General features: G+C 70.9%; 7 protein-coding genes. 3 read left to right on the forward strand and 4 right to left on the reverse strand.

What is annotated here, in order from left to right; translation table 11 throughout:
- The first annotated feature begins 35 nt into the window (after positions 1-35).
- Both ACFVVM_RS10400 and ACFVVM_RS10405 read left to right on the forward strand, forming a co-directional pair.
- A complete protein-coding gene (locus tag ACFVVM_RS10400) occupies positions 36-875 on the forward strand; it encodes an SDR family oxidoreductase (RefSeq protein ID WP_387616811.1) in 840 nt (279 codons plus the stop codon).
- 112 nt (positions 876-987) lie between these two features.
- Positions 988-2049 (forward strand): hypothetical protein, encoded by a 1062-nt coding sequence (locus tag ACFVVM_RS10405; protein ID WP_387615777.1) that lies wholly within the window; start codon positions 988-990, stop codon positions 2047-2049.
- A 63-nt stretch (positions 2050-2112) separates the two neighbouring features.
- Here ACFVVM_RS10405 and ACFVVM_RS10410 read toward each other — a convergent pair whose 3' ends face one another.
- Positions 2113-2439 carry a hypothetical protein gene (locus ACFVVM_RS10410; RefSeq protein ID WP_387615780.1) on the reverse strand — a complete coding sequence of 109 codons (327 nt, stop codon included), beginning with the start codon at positions 2437-2439 and terminating at the stop codon, positions 2113-2115.
- Positions 2440-2734: 295 nt separating this feature from the next.
- Between ACFVVM_RS10410 and ACFVVM_RS10415 the strand changes: the two genes are divergently transcribed.
- Entirely contained in the window at positions 2735-3070 is a 336-nt protein-coding gene (locus tag ACFVVM_RS10415; RefSeq protein WP_067453486.1) for an RNA polymerase-binding protein RbpA, read from the forward strand.
- 64 nt (positions 3071-3134) lie between these two features.
- Here ACFVVM_RS10415 and ACFVVM_RS10420 read toward each other — a convergent pair whose 3' ends face one another.
- The 3 genes from ACFVVM_RS10420 to ACFVVM_RS10430 all read right to left on the reverse strand — a co-directional run bounded on the left by ACFVVM_RS10420 (position 3135) and on the right by ACFVVM_RS10430 (position 18672).
- A complete protein-coding gene (locus tag ACFVVM_RS10420; RefSeq protein WP_387616813.1) occupies positions 3135-3935 on the reverse strand; it encodes an ABC transporter permease in 801 nt (266 codons plus the stop codon).
- Between the two features lie 86 nt (positions 3936-4021).
- Complete coding sequence (locus tag ACFVVM_RS10425) at positions 4022-5011, reverse strand: ATP-binding cassette domain-containing protein (RefSeq protein WP_387615783.1); 990 nt, start codon at positions 5009-5011, stop codon at positions 4022-4024.
- Positions 5008-18672 carry an amino acid adenylation domain-containing protein gene (locus tag ACFVVM_RS10430; protein ID WP_387615786.1) on the reverse strand — a complete coding sequence of 4555 codons (13665 nt, stop codon included), beginning with the start codon at positions 18670-18672 and terminating at the stop codon, positions 5008-5010. Before ACFVVM_RS10430 ends, ACFVVM_RS10425 begins: the two co-directional genes overlap by 4 nt.
- Between the last annotated feature and the right edge of the window lie 16 nt (positions 18673-18688).

Raw genomic sequence — 18688 nt, forward strand, 5'->3', positions numbered from 1 at the left:
GTAAATTACCGACAGGAGACACCGTGCTCGCGCGCATCGCCCAGTCCGTCATTCTCAGCCCGCCCGCGCTCCCCCGCGCGCTGGCCCGGCTCGTGCTCGGCGAGCGACACGAGATCGCGGGCAAGACGGTTCTGCTCACCGGTGCTTCCTCGGGTGTCGGCAAGGCGGCCGCCTTCGCACTCGGCCGGGCGGGCGCGAAACTGATCCTGGTCGCCCGCACCGCCGAACCGCTGGCCGAGGTACGTGACGCGATCCTGGCCGAGGGCGGCACCGCCGAGATGATCACCTGCGACCTGGCCGATCCCGACGACACCGACGCACTGGTCAAGACCGTGCTGGACCGGTTCGGCACCGTCGACGTGCTGGTGAACAACGCGGGCCGCTCCATCCGCAGGCGGGCCGCCGACGCCACCGACCGCTTCCACGACTACGAACGCACCATGGCGCTCAACTACTTCGGCGCCGCCCGGCTCACCATGGGTCTGCTGCCATCGATGCTCGACGCGGGCGCGGGCCACATCGTCAATGTCGCGACCTGGGGCGTGGCGGCGGGCTCGATGCCCAAGTTCACCGCCTACCACGCGTCCAAGGCCGCGCTCGGCGCGTTCGGGCGCAGCCTCGGCGCGGAGACCCGCGCGCGCGGTGTGCACGTCACCACCGTCGGATTCCCGCTGGTCCGCACCGAGATGATCGCGCCCACCGGCGACTACGACGAGGCGGCCGCGCTGACCGCCGAGCAGGCCGCGGACTGGATCCTGACCGCGATCCGGACCCGTCCGATCGAGCTCTACCCGCGCTATACCCGGGTACTGCAGGCGGTCGCCACCGTCTCACCCCGCGCGGTCGACGCCGTGATCTGGCGCCTGGGGATCTAAGGGTCGTCCCGCGACCGGACCAGGGGTCGACCCGGTCCCCTACCGGAGTACGGGGTTCGAACCGTTCCGCAGCGGGACGTGCTGGGGCGCACCGGATTTCTACTTTCGATGCATGGCGACGATCGACCTCTCCCACACCCTGTCCCGTTTCCGGCTGCCGGCCGTGACGCTGGGCGCGCGCACCGACCGCGCGCCGTGGCACGGCCCGCTCCTGGTGAACTCCGCGCTGATGGCCACGCTCGTCGTGGTGTCGATCGTCGGCATGCTGGTCGACGACCGGATGCTGCTCGGCGAATCCGTGTGGCTCAAACCCGCCAAGTTCGGCCTCGCCTTCGGCCTGTACGGGGTGACGCTGGCGTGGATCCTGCGGCTACCGCATCGCGGGCGGCGGGCCACCTGGTGGCTGGGCACGGTGTTCGCCGTGACCGGAGTCCTCGATGTCGGCTTCATCGCCCTGCAGGCCGCGCGCGGCACGTTCAGTCACTTCAACACCGCGACCGATCCGGTCAACCAGATCGGCCAGCAGGTGTTCACCTCCGGAGTGCCCGGCCTGTTCCTCGCGAATCTGGTGCTGGCGGTGATCATCTCGTGGCAGAAGCTGGCCGATCGCCCGACCAGGATCGCGCTGAAAGCGGGACTGTGGCTCGCGGTGGCGGGCATGATGCTCGGCTACCTGATGGGCTTCACCGGACCCCAGCTGGTGCGGCAGGCCGACGGCACCGTGGTCGGCCTCATGGCCGGACACACCGTGCGTCCCGATGCGCCCGCCGACGCGGCCCGCGACGGTGTCGGCGCCATGCCGATCACCCACTGGAGCACCAGCGGTGGCGACCTGCGCATCCCGCACTTCGTCGGCCTGCACGGCATCCAGGTGCTGTTGCTGCTCGCCGTGGTCCTGGTCGCGCTCGCCCCCCGCTACCGCTGGCTGCGCACCGAGACCACCCGTGCCGCCCTGCTCGTGGTCGCCGTCCTCGGCTACTTCGGCCTGCTCACCCTGGTGCTCTGGCAGGCCCTGCGTGGTCAGCCCCTCACCAGTCCTGACCTCGCGACGGCCGGGGCGGGCACCGCACTCGCCCTGCTGGTCGCGGGTGGCTTCACCGTCGTCTACCTGCGAGCGCGAGAAGCACTGTCGAACACCGAGACGCCGGCCGAAAACGGGCTCACGCCCACGTAATCCACGACCGTCGCCTGTTCCGGGGCCGTGCCGCGATCGAATCGCGGTGCGGCCCTTCGGCTGTCAGCGCAGCCGTTCGGCCTCACGGGCCAACTGCAGCAAGGTCTCACTCAATTGCGCCAGCTCATCGGGCGCGGCACCCTCCGCGACAGCGGTCGCCACGTCCTCGGCGGCACACCGGGCCGCGAACCACCGATCCGCCAGATCCGCGGCCTCCTGCGCCGAGAGCACCACCGCGTCCTCGGCGATCCCGGTCCCCTTGAGACTGGACCGGTGTTCGTAAGCACGTTGGCGGCACGACTGGCGGCAATAGCGGCGTCGGCGACCCGACTCGGAATCCACGATCTCCCGCCCGCACCACAGGCAGGACAGCAGGCGACTGCGCGACATGGTGCGAAACCCTATCGGCTCGGTGCCCGGCGCGGCGGCCAGGTCTCGCTCAGCGGGCACGGCGGCGCGTCCGGCAATTCGGTGCCCGATCGGCGGGTATGACGAAGCGACTACAATGGAACAGCTAAGACGTCCCGCGCGTTGTGAGTGGTAGGACAACGATCAGTTCGCGGCCCGCCTCGATCTGGACTGACCAGAGGGTGCGACGAAGGAGTACCCGACGGGAGGGAAGATCGAGGCCCCCAGGGCCGCGAACACGCGCGCGCCAGCGCGCCAACAAACACAGGGAGCACACATGGCAGATCGCGTTCTCCGAGGCAGTCGGCTCGGAGCGGTGAGCTACGAGACCGATCGCGACCACGACCTGGCCCCGCGCCGGATCGCCCGTTACCGCACCGACAACGGTGAGGAGTTCGACGTCCCGTTCGCCGATGACGCGGAGATCCCCCCGACCTGGCTGTGCCGCAACGGCCAGGAGGGTCAGCTCATGGAGGGCACCTCGGTGGAGACCAAGAAGGTCAAGCCGCCGCGTACCCACTGGGACATGCTGCTGGAGCGTCGCAGCAAGGAAGAGCTCGAGGAGCTGCTCAAGGAGCGCCTCGACCTGCTCAAGACCCGTCGCCGCGGGTAGCACAGAGAATCGATACGCCGAAGGCCGCTTCCCGATCGGGAAGCGGCCTTCGGCGTATCTGCGCCTAGTGGCTGGCGACCTTGCGGTACTGCAGCAGGGCGGCGGGCATGGCGATCGCGAGGATCACCAGCGAGCAGATGACGGCGTAGAGGATGCAGTTGTCGGCCGGCCAGCCGGTGGCGGGGGCGAAGCTCGGTGGTGAGTCGTTCTGGAAGAGCTTGCGCCCGGCGGCGGAGACGGCGGTGATCGGATTCCATTCGGCGATGGTGCGCAGCGGGCCGGGCAGGGTCTGGGCCGAGATGAACGCCGAGGAGATGAACGACAGCGGGAACATCCAGATCAGGCCCGCGCTCTGGGCCACCTCCACGGTCGGGGAGATCAGGCCGGTGAGGGCGCCGACCCAGGACATGGCGAAGGCGAACAGCAGAATGATCGCGAAGGCCAGCGCGGCGTCGGCGATACTGCCGTTGATCCGCCAGCCGACGATGTAGCCGCAGACGACCATCACGCCGAGACTGACGATGCTGACCACGAGATCCGACAACGTACGTCCCATCAGCACCGCCAACCGCGACATCGGCAGCGTGCGCATGCGGTCGATGATGCCCTTCTGCAGGTCACCGGCCAAGCCGACGGTGGTGAAGGCGGCGTTGAAGGCGACCGTCTGGGTGAAGATGCCCGCCAGCAGGAATTCGCGGTACTGGTCACCGCCCAGGGACGCGCCGAAGATGTAGGCGAACAGGAACACGAACATCAGCGGCTGCACGGTGGCGGTGACCAGCAGCGTCGGCACCCGCACGATGGTCAGCAGGTTGCGGTGGGCGACGATCGCGCTGTCGCGGACGAACCGGGCGCGCGGCTGCATCTGTTCGGGTGCGGCCGGTCGCGGCGAACTCGGCTGGATCGGCATTTCGCGGGTCTCGTAGTCGTCCGAGACGTCCGGGGCCACGCTCACGACAAGATCTCCTCTTGCACATCGTCGGTTTCCGGTTCGGCGGCCGGTTCGGCCGGGGTGCCGGTGAGGGAAAGGAACACGTCGTCGAGGGTCGGGCGCACGACGACCGCGTCGAGGACGCACACACCGGCGTCGTCGAGCCTGCGCAGCGCTTCGACCATGGTGCGCGAGCCGTTGCCCACCACCACCGACACCTCGTCGGAGCCGGGTTCGTGAATCGGTTCACCGACACCGACCTGCCCCAGCACCGAGACGGCGGGCCACGGGCTCTGTCCGGCGGCCAGGGTCACGGTGAGCCGGTCGCCGCCGATGGAGGTCTTGAGCTCGTCGGCCGAACCCCGGGCGATGACGGTGCCCTTGTCGATCACGGTGATCCGGTCGGCGAGCAGGTCGGCTTCCTCGAGGTACTGGGTGGTGAGCAGCACGGTGGTGCCGTCGTCGACGAGGTCGCCGATCACCTTCCACATGTCGAGGCGCCCGCGCGGGTCCAGGCCGGTGGTCGGTTCGTCGAGCACCACCACCGGCGGCTTGGCCACCAGCGAACCGGCCAGGTCGAGGCGCCGGGCCATGCCGCCGGAATAGGTTCCGGCCCGCCGGCCCGCCGCGTGGTCGAGGCCGAGCGCGCTGAGCAGCTGCTCCGCGCGGCTGACCGCCTGTTTGCGCGACATGCCGTACAGGCGCGCCACCATGCGCAGGTTCTCGAAGCCGGTGAGGTTCGCGTCGACGGCCGCGTACTGGCCCGACAACCCGATCCTGGTGCGCGCGGTGGCCGGGTCGGCCAGCACGTCGACCCCGGCGACGCGCACCGAGCCCGCGTCGGGCCGCAGCAGCGTCGTGACGATCCGCACGGTGGTGGTCTTGCCCGCGCCGTTGGGTCCCAGCAGGCCCAGAACGGTGCCCGCCGGGATCTCCAGGTCGATCTCTTTCAGCACGCGTACCTTGCCGTAACTCTTGGCGAGGCCGCGGACTTCTACCGCCAAACTCACGGACGCATCTCCTTCTGGCCACTGCCGCACACGGTGATCTCCGGGACGGCGTCGAGGTGGCGATGCAGCACGGGGCCGATCACCGCCAGCGACTCCGGGCTGGTCATCGCCGCGTGCCTGCAGGGCAGGTCGTGGTTGTGGATGTTGCCGGTGACGAACGGCTGCCAGGCCTCGGCGCACCGCGCCGGGTCGGCGACGTTGATCTCGTCCGCCGCGGCGGTGAAGAACAGCAGGTCACCGTCGAAGCGGCGCGGCCGGAACCGGTTGGCCATGACCGTGCCGTCGGCGTAGCCGGTGTAGAGGCTTTGCAGGTTCTCGACCGAGAGCGCGGCGAACGGACCCGGCTGTGCCCGCAGCAGATCGGCCGCTTCGTGCAGGTCGAGGTCGGCGGGCAGCGATGCACCGTCGACGAGGTCGGCGCCGAACTCGCCGAGGATGTCGGCGACGCTCGGCATCGCGGTGTCGAGCCAGCGATCGCCGAGCTGGTAGCTGTCCAGCATGGCCAGCAGCGCGACGTCCTCGCCCAGTTCCTGCAGCTGCACCGCCACCTCCTGCGCGATGAGGCCGCCGAGCGACCAGCCGAGCAGATGGTAGGGACCGTGCGGCTGGATCGACCGGATGTGGGCCACGTAGTGCCCGGCGGCCTCGGGGATCGAGGTGAACCCGTCGTCGCCGGAGACGTGCGGCGCCTGCAGGCCGTAGACCGGGCGCTGGGGCGCGAGGTGGGCGAGCAGACCCGCGTAGCACCAGGCCAGACCGATGGCGGGGTGCACGCAGAACAGCGGTGTGTCGTGCGGGCCGGTGGACGGCCGGATCGGCAGGACCGGACCGGTCACCGCGGCGATGGCCGCGGCCGGGTCGGCACCGTCGAGGCGGGCGGCGATGCCGGACGGGGTGGCATCGCCGAACATCAGCTGGACCGGCATCTCGTAGCCCTGCTCCCGCAGCGCCGCGACGACCTTGGTCGCGAGCAGAGAGTTGCCGCCGAGTTCGAAGAATCCGTCGTCGGCACCGACTCGCTCGACGCCGAGCACGTCGGCGAAGGCCGCGCACAGGGCCACCTCGGCGGGGGTCACCGGCGCGCGGTAGCCCTCCGACGCGGTGAACACCGGCTCGGGCAGCCGGGCCCGGTCCAGCTTGCCGACCGGGCTGAGCGGCACCTCGTCGAGCAGCATGACCGCCTGCGGGACCATGTAGTTCGGCACGTGCGCGCCGACGTGTTCGAGCAGTTCGGGCACCGTCGGCGCCGTGCCCGCCCGCGTCTTGACATACGACACGAGCGCGGTGGCACCGGCCGGGGTGGTGTGCCCGATGGTGAGCGCGAACTCGACATCACCGTGGCGGCCGAACGCCACGTCGATCTCGCCCAGTTCGATCCGGAAGCCGCGCACCTTCACCTGGTGGTCGGTGCGGCCGACGTATTCCACGTCCAGCGCCGACTTCGCGCCGTCGCGCCAGCGCACCAGGTCGCCCGTGCGGTACATCCGTTCGCCCGGTGCGCCATAGGGATTGGCGACGAAGCGCTGGGCGGTCAGGCCCGGCCGGTTGTGGTAGCCGCGGGCCAGTGCCGAACCGGCCAGCTGCAGTTCGCCGGTGACACCGATCGGCGTCGGGTGCAGCCGCCGGTCGAGGACCGTGGCCGCGACGCCGCGGATCGGGCCGCCGATGGTGATCGGCCCGCGCGGGTTCATCGGTTGCGGCATCAGCGTCACGATGGTCGTCTCGGTGGGGCCGTAGACGTTGTAGAAGTTGCGACCGGGTGCCCAGCGGGCCAGCAGGTCCGGCGGCAGCGCCTCACCGCCGGTGAGCACGTGCGCGAGCGAGTGCACGCCCGCCGGGTCGACGGTGCCGAGCGCCGCGGTGGTGATGAACGCGTGCGTGATCCGCTCCCGGATGAACACCTGCCGCAGGTCCTCGCCGCCGACGATCCCCGCCGGCGCGATCACCAGGGTCGCGGCGCCGCCCAGCGCGAACAGGATGTCGAGCTGGGCGGCATCGAAACTCGGGGTGGCGAAGTGCAGGATCCGGCTGCCGGGCCGCACGTCGAAGCGGTCGGCGGTCTCGGCGGCGAAGTTCGACAGGCCGCCGTGGGTGACCACCACGCCCTTCGGGGTGCCGGTCGAGCCGGAGGTGTAGACCACGTAGGCCGGGTTGGCCAGGCGCAGCGGCCGGAGCCGGTCGGCGTCGGTGATCGGCGAGTCGTCGGTACCGAGCACGACGGCCCTGGTCTGCGGGTCGTCGAGGACCAGCCAGCGGGTGTCGCCGGGCAGCCGGTCCCGGTGCGCGAGCAGGGTGAGGCCGAGTACCGCACCGGAATCGGTGAGCATGTGACTGATCCGCTGGGCCGGGTAGTTCGGGTCGACCGGCACGAACGCCGCACCGGCCTTGGCCACGGCGAGCATGGTCGCCACCGATTCCACCGAGCGTGGAACTCCCAGCGCGACAAGACTTTCCGGACCGATGCCGTGCCCGATGAGCACCCGGGCGAGCCGGTTGGTCCAGCGGTCGAGCGCGTCGTAGGTGACCACGGTGTCGCCCGCGCTGAGCGCGACCCCGTCGCGGGACCGGGCGACGGCGGCGGCGAACACCTCGGCCAGGGTGACCGGGGTGTCGGCGCGGGTGCCGTGCACCGGGGCCAGCGCGGTCCACTCGACGGCGTCGAGCAGGGCCAGGTCACCGACCGCGGTGTTCGGGTCGGCGGCCACCGCGGTGAGCAGCCGGACCAGGCGGTCGCCGAGCCTGCGCGCGGTGACCTCGTCGAACAGGTCGGCCGCGTAGTTCACCGAGAGGTCGATGCCGTCGCCGACACGATCGGCGGTCTGGGTCTCTGTGAAGGTGAACTGCAGGTCGAACTTGGCGATCCCGGCGTCGGCGTCGACCGCCTCGATCCGCAGCCCGGGCAGTTCCAGCATCCGCACCGGGGTGTTGCGCACCGACAGCATCACCTGGAACAGCGGGTGATGGGCCTGTGAGCGCGCGGGATTGAGCACCTCGACGAGCCGTTCGAAGGGCAGGTCCGCATTGGCGAAGGCATCGAGGTCGCGATCGCGCACTGTGCGCAGCAGGTCGATGAACGCGCGCTCGTCGGCGACCTCGGTGCGCAGCACCATGGTGTTGACGAACATGCCGATCATCGCGTCGAGCGCCGGGTGGCCGCGGCCCGCGCTGGCGGTGCCGACGGCGATGTCGTCGGTGCCGGTGACCCGGTGCAGCAGCACGGCCAGCGCCGCGTGCAGCACCATGAACATGCTGACGTTGTTGGCGGTGGCGATGCCGCGCAGTGCGCGATGGGTCGCGGCGTCGACCGCGCAGTCGACGGTGCCGCCGCGGTAGGAGGGCACCGGCGGGCGCGGCCGGTCCGCGGGAACGGACAGCAGTTCGGGCAGGCCGTCGAGCACCCCGCGCCAGTGCGCGAGCTGCTTGCTGATCAGCGAGTCCGGCTCGTCCTCGGTACCGAGCAGTTCCTGCTGCCACAGGGTGTAGTCGGCGTACTGGACCTCGGGGATCTGCTCGCCGAACGGCTCCCCCGCGCGGATGCCGCGATAGGCCGCAGCCACCTCGCCGGCCAGCGGTTCGAGCGACCAGCCGTCCATCGCGATGTGATGCACGACCAGGACGAGCACGTGCTCCTTCGACCCCGCGACGGCCAGCTTGGCCAGGGTGGGCGCCGGACGGCCGGTGTGGTCGACCGTGATCAGCGCGGCCCGCAGCGGCACCGAGGCCGACAGATCGAAGCCGGGGGCGGCGAACCGTCCGACCGCCGCCTCGACCTCGTGCGGAGCGGCCGTGGCGTGGAACAGGGTGACCGCGGCGATCTCGGGATCGAGTACCAGCTGCTCGGGCCCGTCCGAGCTCTCCGGGAAGACCGTGCGCAGCGTCTCGTGCCGACGTTGCACGGTGTGCAGGGCGGCGATGAGCGCGTCGAGGTCGATGGTGCCGTGCAGGCGCAGCACCACGGGGATGTTGTAGGCACCCGCCGACTGGCTCTCGCCCTCGGGACCCGCGTTGAACCGGTTGAGGAACCACAGCCTGCGCTGCGCCGCGGACAGCGGAATCCGTTCCGGGCGTGGCTGTTTCACCAGCTCGGGACGGCGCTCGTCACCGGAGGGCCCGGATTCGATGAGCGCGGCCAGTTCCTCGACCGTCGGTGCGGCGAACACGGTGCGCACCTCGAGCCGCACATTGCTGGCCGCGGCCAGCCGCGCGACCAGTTGGGTCGCCAGCAGCGAGTTGCCGCCGACGTCGAAGAAGCTGTCGGTGGCCGAGACCTCGGTGGCGCCGACCAGCTCTTCGATCACCCGCGCGACCAGCCGCTCGGACTCGGTGCGTGGTGCCCGGCCCGCGGTGGTGGTGAACTCCGGTTCCGGCAGCGCGCCGCGATCGAGCTTGCCGACGGGGGTGAGCGGCACGCGATCGATCAGGTTGAGCGAGGCGGGCACCATGTGACCGGCCAGCCGGGCGGCGGCGTGGTTGCGCACACCCGCCAGCTCGGCCGGGTCCGTGCCCTCGGCCAGCTGCACCCAGGCCACGATCCGGTCGTCGCCCGCGATCCGGCGCACCTCGGTGTGGGCGAAGCGGACCTCGGGGTGGCTGCCGAGCACGGCGCTGATCTCGCCGAGTTCGATCCGGAAGCCACGCACCTTGACCTGATGGTCGCTGCGGCCGAGGTAGTCCAGTTCGCCGGTGGGGGTCCAGCGCACCACGTCACCGGTGCGGTACATCCGGCTGCCCGCCGGGCCGTAGGGGTCGGCGACGAACCGGCCCGCGGTCAGTGCGTAGCGCTGGTGGTAGCCCTGGGCGATACCGGTGCCGCCGATGTAGAGCTCACCGGGGACGCCGCGCACGACGGGACGGAGCCGCTCGTCGAGCACCAGCGCCCGCGAGCCGCGCACCGGCGTACCGATCGCGACCGGCACCCCCACCCGCAGTTCGGACATGGCGGCGATGACGGTGAACTCGGTGGGCCCGTAGGCGTTGACGAACCGACGGCCCGGCGCCCAGTTCTCCACCAGATCGGGCGGAACGGCCTCGCCACCGGCCATCAGGCCGCGCAGGTGCGGTAGCGGCCAGCGCGTGGCGTCGACCGAGGCCAGTACGGCCGGGGTGAGGAAGGTGTGGGTGACCTGCTCGCGCTCGAGCAGCGCGCCGAGTTCGTCGCCGCCGTAGATGTCGATCGGGCCGATCACCATCTCGGCGCCGGAGTAGACGGCGAGCAGCATGTCCAGCACGGAGACGTCGAAGCTGGGCGTGGAGAAGAAGAAGGTCTTGGAGAAACGGTCCAGCCCCATCCGCTCTTGCAGATCGACCGCCAGGCTCACCAGGCCACTGTGGGTGACGGTGACGCCCTTGGGCAGGCCGGTCGAGCCGGAGGTGTAGATCTGGTAGGCCAGATCGGCGGGACGGATCGGCCGGACCCGCTGGGGGTCGGTGATCGGCGCGCCGCTGTAGCTCGCCAGTTCGGCGTGCAGTTCGGCGTCGTCCACCAGCAGCCACTGGGTGTCGAGCCCGTCGGCGGCCTCGCGCAGCGCGTCCACGTCGGCGCTGGTGGTGAGCACCGCGCGGGCACCGGAGTCGGTGAGCATGTGCCGCACGCGGTCGGCCGGGTACCGGGGGTCGACGGGCACGAACGCGGCACCGCTGGAGGCGACGCCGAAGATCGCCAGCGCGCAGTCCAGCGAACGCGTCAACCCGACCGCGACCCGGTCACCGGTGCCGATGCCACGGGCGATGAGCGCCCGGCCGAGCCGGTGCGCGCGCAGGGCCACCTCGGCGTAGTCGAGTTCACCCACCTCCCCCGCGACGCTGCCCTCGGCGTACCACCGCAGGGCGGGCCGATCGGGGAACTTGGTCGCGGCCCGCTCGACGATGTCGGACAGCACGACCGGCGCCACCGCGGTCGGGCCCTGGGCGGGCACGAGCGTGCGATGCTCGGCCACGGTCAGCGGGTCGAGTTCGCGGATCCGCTGACGCGGATCGGCGGTCACCTGGGTGAGGATCCGCACGAACCGGGTGGCGATGGTCTCGATGGTTTCCGCGTCGAAAAGCTCTGCCGCGTAGACGAATTCGAACCGGTGATCCTCACCGTCGCCGGGTGCGACGCGCAGTTCCAGATCGAACTTGGCGCGGGCGATGTCGAGTTCCTCGGCCGCGAGCCGCAGGCCGGGCAGTTCCAGCTCCGGGGTCCGCGCGTCCTGCATGCTCAACGCCACCTGGAACAGCGGGTGCCGGTTGCTCGCCCTGCTGTCGCGGCCGAGCGCGTCGACGACGCGTTCGAACGGCAGGTCGGCATTGGCCAGTGCGGCCAGCTCGGTATCGCGATCGGCGTGCAGCAGTTCGACGAAACCGCGGTCGGGGTCGACATCGGAGCGCAGCACCAGGGTGTTGACGAACATGCCGACCAACTCGTCGAGCTGGACGTCGGTGCGGCCCGCCACCGGGGTGCCGATCGGAATGTCCCGGCCACCGGTGACGCTGCGCAGCAGCACCGCCAGCGCCGAACGCACCACCATGAACAGGCTGACTCCAGTCTCGGCGGCCAGTTCGGCCATGGCCTCCTGCAGCCGTGCCGACACCGCGCACGCCACACTGCCCGCCACGCCGGTGGGCTCGGCCGGACGCGGCCGGTCGAAGGGCAACGGCAGCTCGTCGGGCAGTTCGGCCAGCGCGTCGCGCCAGTAGGCGACCTGGGTGGCGGCGATGCTCTCCGGATCGTCCTCGGCGCCGAGGACCGCGCGCTGCCACAGGCTGAAGTCGGCGTACTGCACGGGCAGCGGCTCGCGCACCGGTGCGTTACCCGCGGCACGTGCCACGTAGGACAGCGCCAGATCCCGGGTGAGCGGGCCGAGCGACCAGCCGTCGGCGGCGATGTGGTGCACGACCACGCCGAGCAGGTGCTCGTCGGTGGCGGTGCGCTGCAAGGAGATTCGCAACGGGGTCTGCGTGGTCAGGTCGAATCCCTGCCGGGCCAGTGCGGTGAGTGCGGCGCGGGCCTGATCGGGATCGTTGTCGACGGCGGCGAGGACGGGCAGCGACCGCTCCAGCGGCAACACCACCTGCTGGGCGCCGGAGAGGTCCTCGGGGAACACCGTGCGCAGCACCTCGTGCCGCTGCACCAGGTCGGTGAGCGCGGCGCGCAGGGCGCCGATGTCCAGATCTCCGCCGATTCGCAAGACGAATGCGATGTTGTAGGCGCTGGATTCGGGGGACAATCGATTGAGGAACCACAGTCGCTGCTGCGGCAGCGACAGTGGTATGCGTCCCGGGCGCGGGGTGTGTACCGCCAGCGCCACCCGCTGCGTCCGGGGCGCTTCCGTGATCAGCCCGGCGATACCGGCCACGGTCGGCGCCTCGAAGATCTGCCGGACCGGCAGGTCCACCTCGAAATCCGCGTGCAGGGCCGCCGCCAGCCGGGTGGCCAGCAGCGAGTTGCCGCCGATGTCGAAGAAGCTGTCCTCGGCGCCGGGCACCGGACGGCCGAGAATCTCGGTGAAGACCGCGGCGACCCGCATCTCCAGATGGGTACGCGGGGCGCGGGAGCCGCCGTTCGCCGCGAATTCCGGTGCGGGAAGCGCCTTGCGGTCGAGCTTGCCCGCCGGGGTCATCGGCATCCGGTCCAGCACGGTGAGCGCCGCGGGCACCATGTAGCCGGGCAGCCTGCCGCGCGCGGTGTCGAGCACGGCGGCGGGGTCGACCGGGCCGTCGACGGTGAGGTAGGAAGCCAGTCGCTGCTGACCCTGTTCGTCGACGTGGACGACGGTCAGGGCCGACCGCACGCCCTGGTGTTCACGCAGCACATGGTCGATCTCGCGCAGTTCGACGCGGAATCCACGGATCTTGATCTGGTCGTCGGCGCGGCCGAGGAACCGCAACCGGCCCGCGGCGTCGGCGACGACGAGATCGCCGGTGCGGTACATCCGCTCGCCGACCCGGCCGTGCGGGTTGGCGACGAACCGCTGTGCGGTGAGTGCGAGTTTGCCCAGGTAGCCACGGGCCAGACCCGGCCCCGAGACATACAGTTCACCCGGCGTGCCCGGCGGTGCCGGGTGCAGCCGGCCGTCGAGTACGAACAGCCGCATGCCACGCACGGGAGCGCCCAGCGGCACCGGCTCGCCGGGCATCATCGCCGCGCTCGCGGTGACCGCGACGGTGGCTTCCGACGGGCCGTACATGTTGTGCATCCGGTGCCTGGTGGCCCAGGTGGCGACGAGCTCGTCGGAGCAGGCGTCACCGCCGACGATGACCGTGCCCAGCTCGGGCAGCTCGCCCGCGGGCACCGTGGCCAGCGCGGCCGGGGTGATGAAGGCGTGCGTGATCCGTTCCGTGCGCAGGAACGCGGCCAGTTCCGCGCCGCCGTACAGGTCGGCCGGTGCCACCACGATCGTGGCGCCCGCGGCGAACCCGAGCAGCAGTTCCAGCACCGAGGCGTCGAAGCTGGGTGAGGAGAAGTGCATGGTGCGCGCGCCGTCGGTGACCTTGAACAGCTGGGTCTGTTCGCTGGCCAGCGAGGCGATGCCTGCGTGCGTGACGACGACGGCCTTCGGCGTGCCGGTCGAGCCCGAGGTGTAGATCAGGTACGCGGGCTGACCCGCCCGCATCGGGTGCCTGCGGTCGGCGTCCGAGAGCGGGGCGCCCGAGCGGACGGCGCAGTCGGCTTCGAAGTCGGCGGTGCCGAACACCAGCCATTCCGGCGCCCTGCGGTGCTTGCCGACGGTGGTCGGCAGCGCGGCGAGATGCTCGGGCAGGGTGAGCCCGAGCACGGCGCCGGAATCGCCGATCATGTGCGCGATCCGTTCGGCCGGATAGGCCGGGTCGACGGGCACGTAGGCGGCACCGGACTTGGCGACCGCCCAGATCGCGATGATGGATTCCAGACTGCGCGGCAGCGCGACGGCGACCACCGCTTCGGGACCGGCACCGTGCGCGATCAGGCTGCGCGCCAACCGGTTCGAGCGTTCGTCGAGTTCCCGGTAGGTGGTGTCGATGCCGAGGTAGCGCACGGCCACCGAGTCGGGCAGCCGCTGAGCGGTCTCGCCGAGCAGCCGCGCGAGGGTGCCCGCGGGCTCGGCGGGTGCCCCCGCGACCGGGACCAGCCGCGCGATCTCCCTGCGGTCGAGCAGTTCCAGATCACCGGTGGGCACCGAGGGCGCCGTCACCGCCGCGGCGAGCAGCGTGGTGAACCGGCGGGCGATCATCTCGACGGTGGCGCGGTCGAAGACGTCGGTGGCGAAACCGAATTCGGCCTGCAGCGGGCCGCCGTCGTGGTTGTCGCGAACCTCGAGCTGCAGGTCGAACTTGGCGACGCCGGAGTCGATCGGCACCAGTTCGGCGGTGACGCCGGGCAGGTCGATCCGCAGGTCGGGGGTGCGGTCGTAGGACAGCATCACCTGGAACAGCGGGTGGCGCGAGGTCGAGCGATCCGGGTTGACCAGCTCGACGAGCCGTTCGAACGGTACGTCGGGATTGGCGAAGGCGTCGAGATCGGTCTCCCGGACCAGATCGAGCATGCGGTCGAAACCGGCGCCCAGGTCCACCTCGGTGCGCAGCACCAGGGTGTTGACGAACATGCCGACCAGCTCGTCGAGCGCCGGGTCCGAGCGGCCCGCGATCGGCGTGCCGATGGTGACGTCGGTGCTCGCGCACAGCCGTGACAGCAGGGTGGCCAGCGCGGCGTGCAACACCATGAACATGCTGACCCCGCGCGCGGAGGCGAGTTCGCCTGCCGCGCGCCGGATCTCGGCGTCGATGGTGAACCCGACGGTGTCACCGCCGGTGGTGCGGTGCAGCGGGCGCGGCCGGTCCAAGGGCAGGTCGAGCTGGTCGGGCAGGCCGGCCAGCACGTCGCGCCAGTGGCCGAGCTGCTTGCCCAGCGGCGCCTCGGGATCGGTCTCCTCGCCGAGCAGTTCCCGCTGCCACAGCGCGAAATCGGCGTACTGCACCGGCAGCGCGGCCCACTGCGGCGCCGCCCCGCCCGCGCGCGCCGAGACCGCGACCATCAGGTCCCTGGCCAGCGGCGCGACCGACCAGCCGTCACCGCTGATGTGGTGCAGCACCACCAACAGCAGGTGCTCGTCGACGCCGACCCGGTACAGCGCGACCCGCAGCGGGGTCTCGGTGCGCAGGTCGAAGCCGCGACCGGCCACCTCGGCGGCCAGCTCGGCGAGGTCGGTGGTGATCACGTCGACCGGCGCGAGTTCGGGTTCGACCGCGGCGGCGGGATGAATCAGCTGGTACGGGCCGTCTGGCCCGTCGGGGAAGCTGGTGCGCAGGCTCTCGTGCCGGTCGAGCACGTCACGCAGGCCCGCCCGCAGCGCGTCGAGATCCAGCTGCCCGGTCAGGCGCAGCGCCAGCGGCATGTTGTAGGCCGCGGCGTGCTCGGCGAACCGGTTGAGGATCCACAGCCGCTGCTGGGCCAGCGACAGCGGCACCCGCTCGGGCCGCGACACCGGGACCAGCTTGGGCGTGGAGGTTTCGGGCCGGTGGGTGCTGATGTAGGCCGCGAGCGCGGCGATGTCGGAGCATTCGAACAGGTCCCGGATGGAGATGTTCGCCTCGAGGGTGGTGTTGATCCGGGCGACCGCGCGGGCGGCGACCAGCGAGTTGCCGCCGAGGTCGAAGAAGCTGTCCTCGATGCCGATGGCGACATCCAGGGCGAGGACCTCGGTGAAGATCTCGGCCAGCGCGCGTTCCAGGGTGGTCTGCGGCGCGGCGGCTCCGGTGGCAGGCCGCACGCTGATCTCGGGGGCGGGCAACGCCTTCCGGTCGACCTTGCCGTTGGCGCTCAGCGGCAGCTCGTCGAGCACGACCACCGCCGTCGGCACCATGTAGGACGGCAGGCTCCGGCGCAGGACCGACAGCAGGGCGGTGGCATCGGGTTCGGGGACACCGGGAGTGGCGACCACATAGGCGACCAGTTCGTCGTCGCCGGTGCGCCCCGCCCTGGCCACGCACACCGCGCGGGCGATGTCGTCTTGGGCGAGCAGGGCGGATTCGATCTCGCCGAGTTCGATGCGCAGGCCGCGGATCTTCACCTGGAAGTCGGTGCGCCCCAGGTATTCCAGGACGCCGCCGTCGATCTGCCAGCGCGCGAGGTCGCCGGTGCGGTACATGCGCTGTCCCGTTGTGAACGGGTTGGCGACGAAGCGGTCGGCGGTCAGATCGGGGCGGTCGAGGTAGCCGCGCGCCAGCTGCACACCGGCCAGGTACAGCTCGCCGACGACACCGGGCGGTACCGGGCGCAGCTGCGGGTCGAGCACATAGGTCTGGGTGTTCCAGACCGGCGACCCGATCGGCACCGTGCTCACCTGCGCCGGGCACGGCCAGTAGGTGACGTCGACGGCGGCCTCGGTGGGTCCGTAGAGGTTGTGCAGATCGGGGCCACCGCCGGGCCCGTGCAGGGCGGCGTGGAAATCGGTGACGGTGGCGGCGGGCAGCGCCTCGCCACTGCAGAACACCCGGCGCAGTTCGGCCCCGCCGCGCACGCGCGGATCGGTGACGAACAGCGACAGCATCGACGGCACGAAATGCGCTGTGGTGACGGCCTTCTCGGTGATGATCCGAGCCAGATAGGCGGGATCGCGGTGCCCGTCGGGCGCGGCGACGACCAGGCGGGCGCCCACCTGCAACGGCCAGAAGAACTCCCACACCGACACGTCGAAGGTGGCCGGGGTCTTCTGCAGTACCGCGTCGGTGTGGTCGAGCGGATATTCGGCCTGCATCCAGCGCAGCCGGTTCACGATCGCGGCATGGGTGACGCCGACGCCCTTGGGCCTGCCGGTGGAACCGGAGGTGAAGATGACATAGGCGAGCTGCTCGGGGCGCAGCGGGGCACGGCGGTCGGCATCGGTGATCGGCGCCGGGTCGTGGCCGCTGACGTCGAGGGTGTCGAGGTCGACGCGCACCAGCCCGTCGGGCAGCCGCACGCCGTCCCTGGCCGCGGTGAGCACACACACCGGACGGGCCTGCGCCACAACGGCTTCCAGCCGGTCGACCGGATGTTCGGGGTCCAGCGGCAGGTAGGCCGCGCCGGTCGCGAGCACCGCGTACATGCCGACGACCAGCTCGACGCCGCGATGCAGGCACAGCCCGACCGTGGTCTCCGGACCCGCACCGCGGGCGATGAGTTCCCGGGCGAGCTGGTTCACCCGGTCGTCGAGTTCGGCGTAGCCGAGGGCCCGGTCACCGAATTCCAGCGCGACGGCGTGCGGGCTGCGGCGCACCTGATCGCCGAACAGCGAGACCAGGGTGGCGGTGGGCACCGGCATCTCGGTGGCGTTCCACTCGCGCAGCACCTTGGCGCGCTCCGCGGTGGTGATGGCGTTCAGTTCGCCGGTGCGCGTGCCCGGTTCGGCGGCCAGGAAGCGGGCGAGGAAGTCGAGGTAGCGACCGTGATGAGCGGCGACCTCGGCTTCCCCGTAGAGCTTCGGATTGGCTTCGAAGTCGAGCTGGATGCGCCCGCCGTCACCGTTGTAGATGTTGATCGAGAGGTCTTCCACCGGACCGGTCGCGAGCACGTGCAGCTGGCCGGCGATGTCGTCGAACTTCAGCTCGTCGTGGAACAGCATGATGTTGACCATCGGCCCGAAGAAGCCACGGGCGTCGCGGGAGTAGCCGCAGTCGCGGCGGATGTCGTCGGAGCGGTAGCGCTGGTGGCGCAGCGCGCCGGTGATCTGCAGTTCGGTCTGCCGCACGACATCGGCGACGGTGGTGTGCTCGTCGAAGCGCACCCGCAGCGGAACGACATTCGACACCACCCCCGCCGAGCGGCGCAGCGCGACCGTGGTGCGTGCCGAAACCGGCAGGCTCAGTACGACATCCGCGTCACCGGTGACCGAACGGACGTAGGCGGCCAGCGCGGCGACGATGAGCGCGGAGTTGGCCGAACCGTGCGTGGTGATCGCGTCGGTGAGCAGGGTGTCCAGGTCGGTGTCGAGGACCGCGGTGGCGCGATGGCGGCCCGCGTCGTGGGTGTCACCGGTGGCGGTCACCGACGACAGCGTCATCGGCTCGCCCACCCCGGCGAGCTGTTCGAGCCAGTACTCGCGGTCGGCGCGGAACCGGCTCGATTCCCGGTAGCGCGATTCGTCGGCGTAGAGGTCGACGAGCGCGGCCGCGCGCGAGACCGACGGTTCGCGCTGCTGGCCGACGGCGTTGTAGATCTCGGCGGTGCGCGAAAGCGCGTTCATCGCACCGTAACCGTCGATCACGATGTGGTGACCGCGCTGATACCAGAACCAGTCCTCGTCACCGACTCGCAACATGACATTGATGGTGAGCGGTTCGCGCTCCACATCGATCGGGGTGCTGGCGTGGGTGTTCATCCAGCGCAGCGCGGCGGCGCGCGGGTCGGCCTCGCCGCGCAGGTCGAGCCGGACGCAGCCCGGCCGCCACGACAGGTCGACCCGCTGGTGGGGCACCCCGTCGATCTCGAGTAGGCGCACGTGTCCCACCTGGGATTCCGCACCGTAGCGCTCGGTCGCGTACAACAGCCTGCCGACGTCGAGATCGCCGTGCAGCTCGACGTAATGAGCGATGGTGAACGGGATGTCGGGCCGGATCCGTTGCGCGTACCACAGTGCTGTCTGACCGGGCGAGAGGGCGAACGGTTGGCCCGGGTCCTCGTCGGTGACGCATGAGCTGACGCGGTCGGTGGCCAATGAACTCATCAAGCACTCCGTTCTG

Source organism: Nocardia sp. NPDC058176, from assembly GCF_042883805.1.
In the GTDB taxonomy this organism is placed as follows: domain Bacteria; phylum Actinomycetota; class Actinomycetes; order Mycobacteriales; family Mycobacteriaceae; genus Nocardia.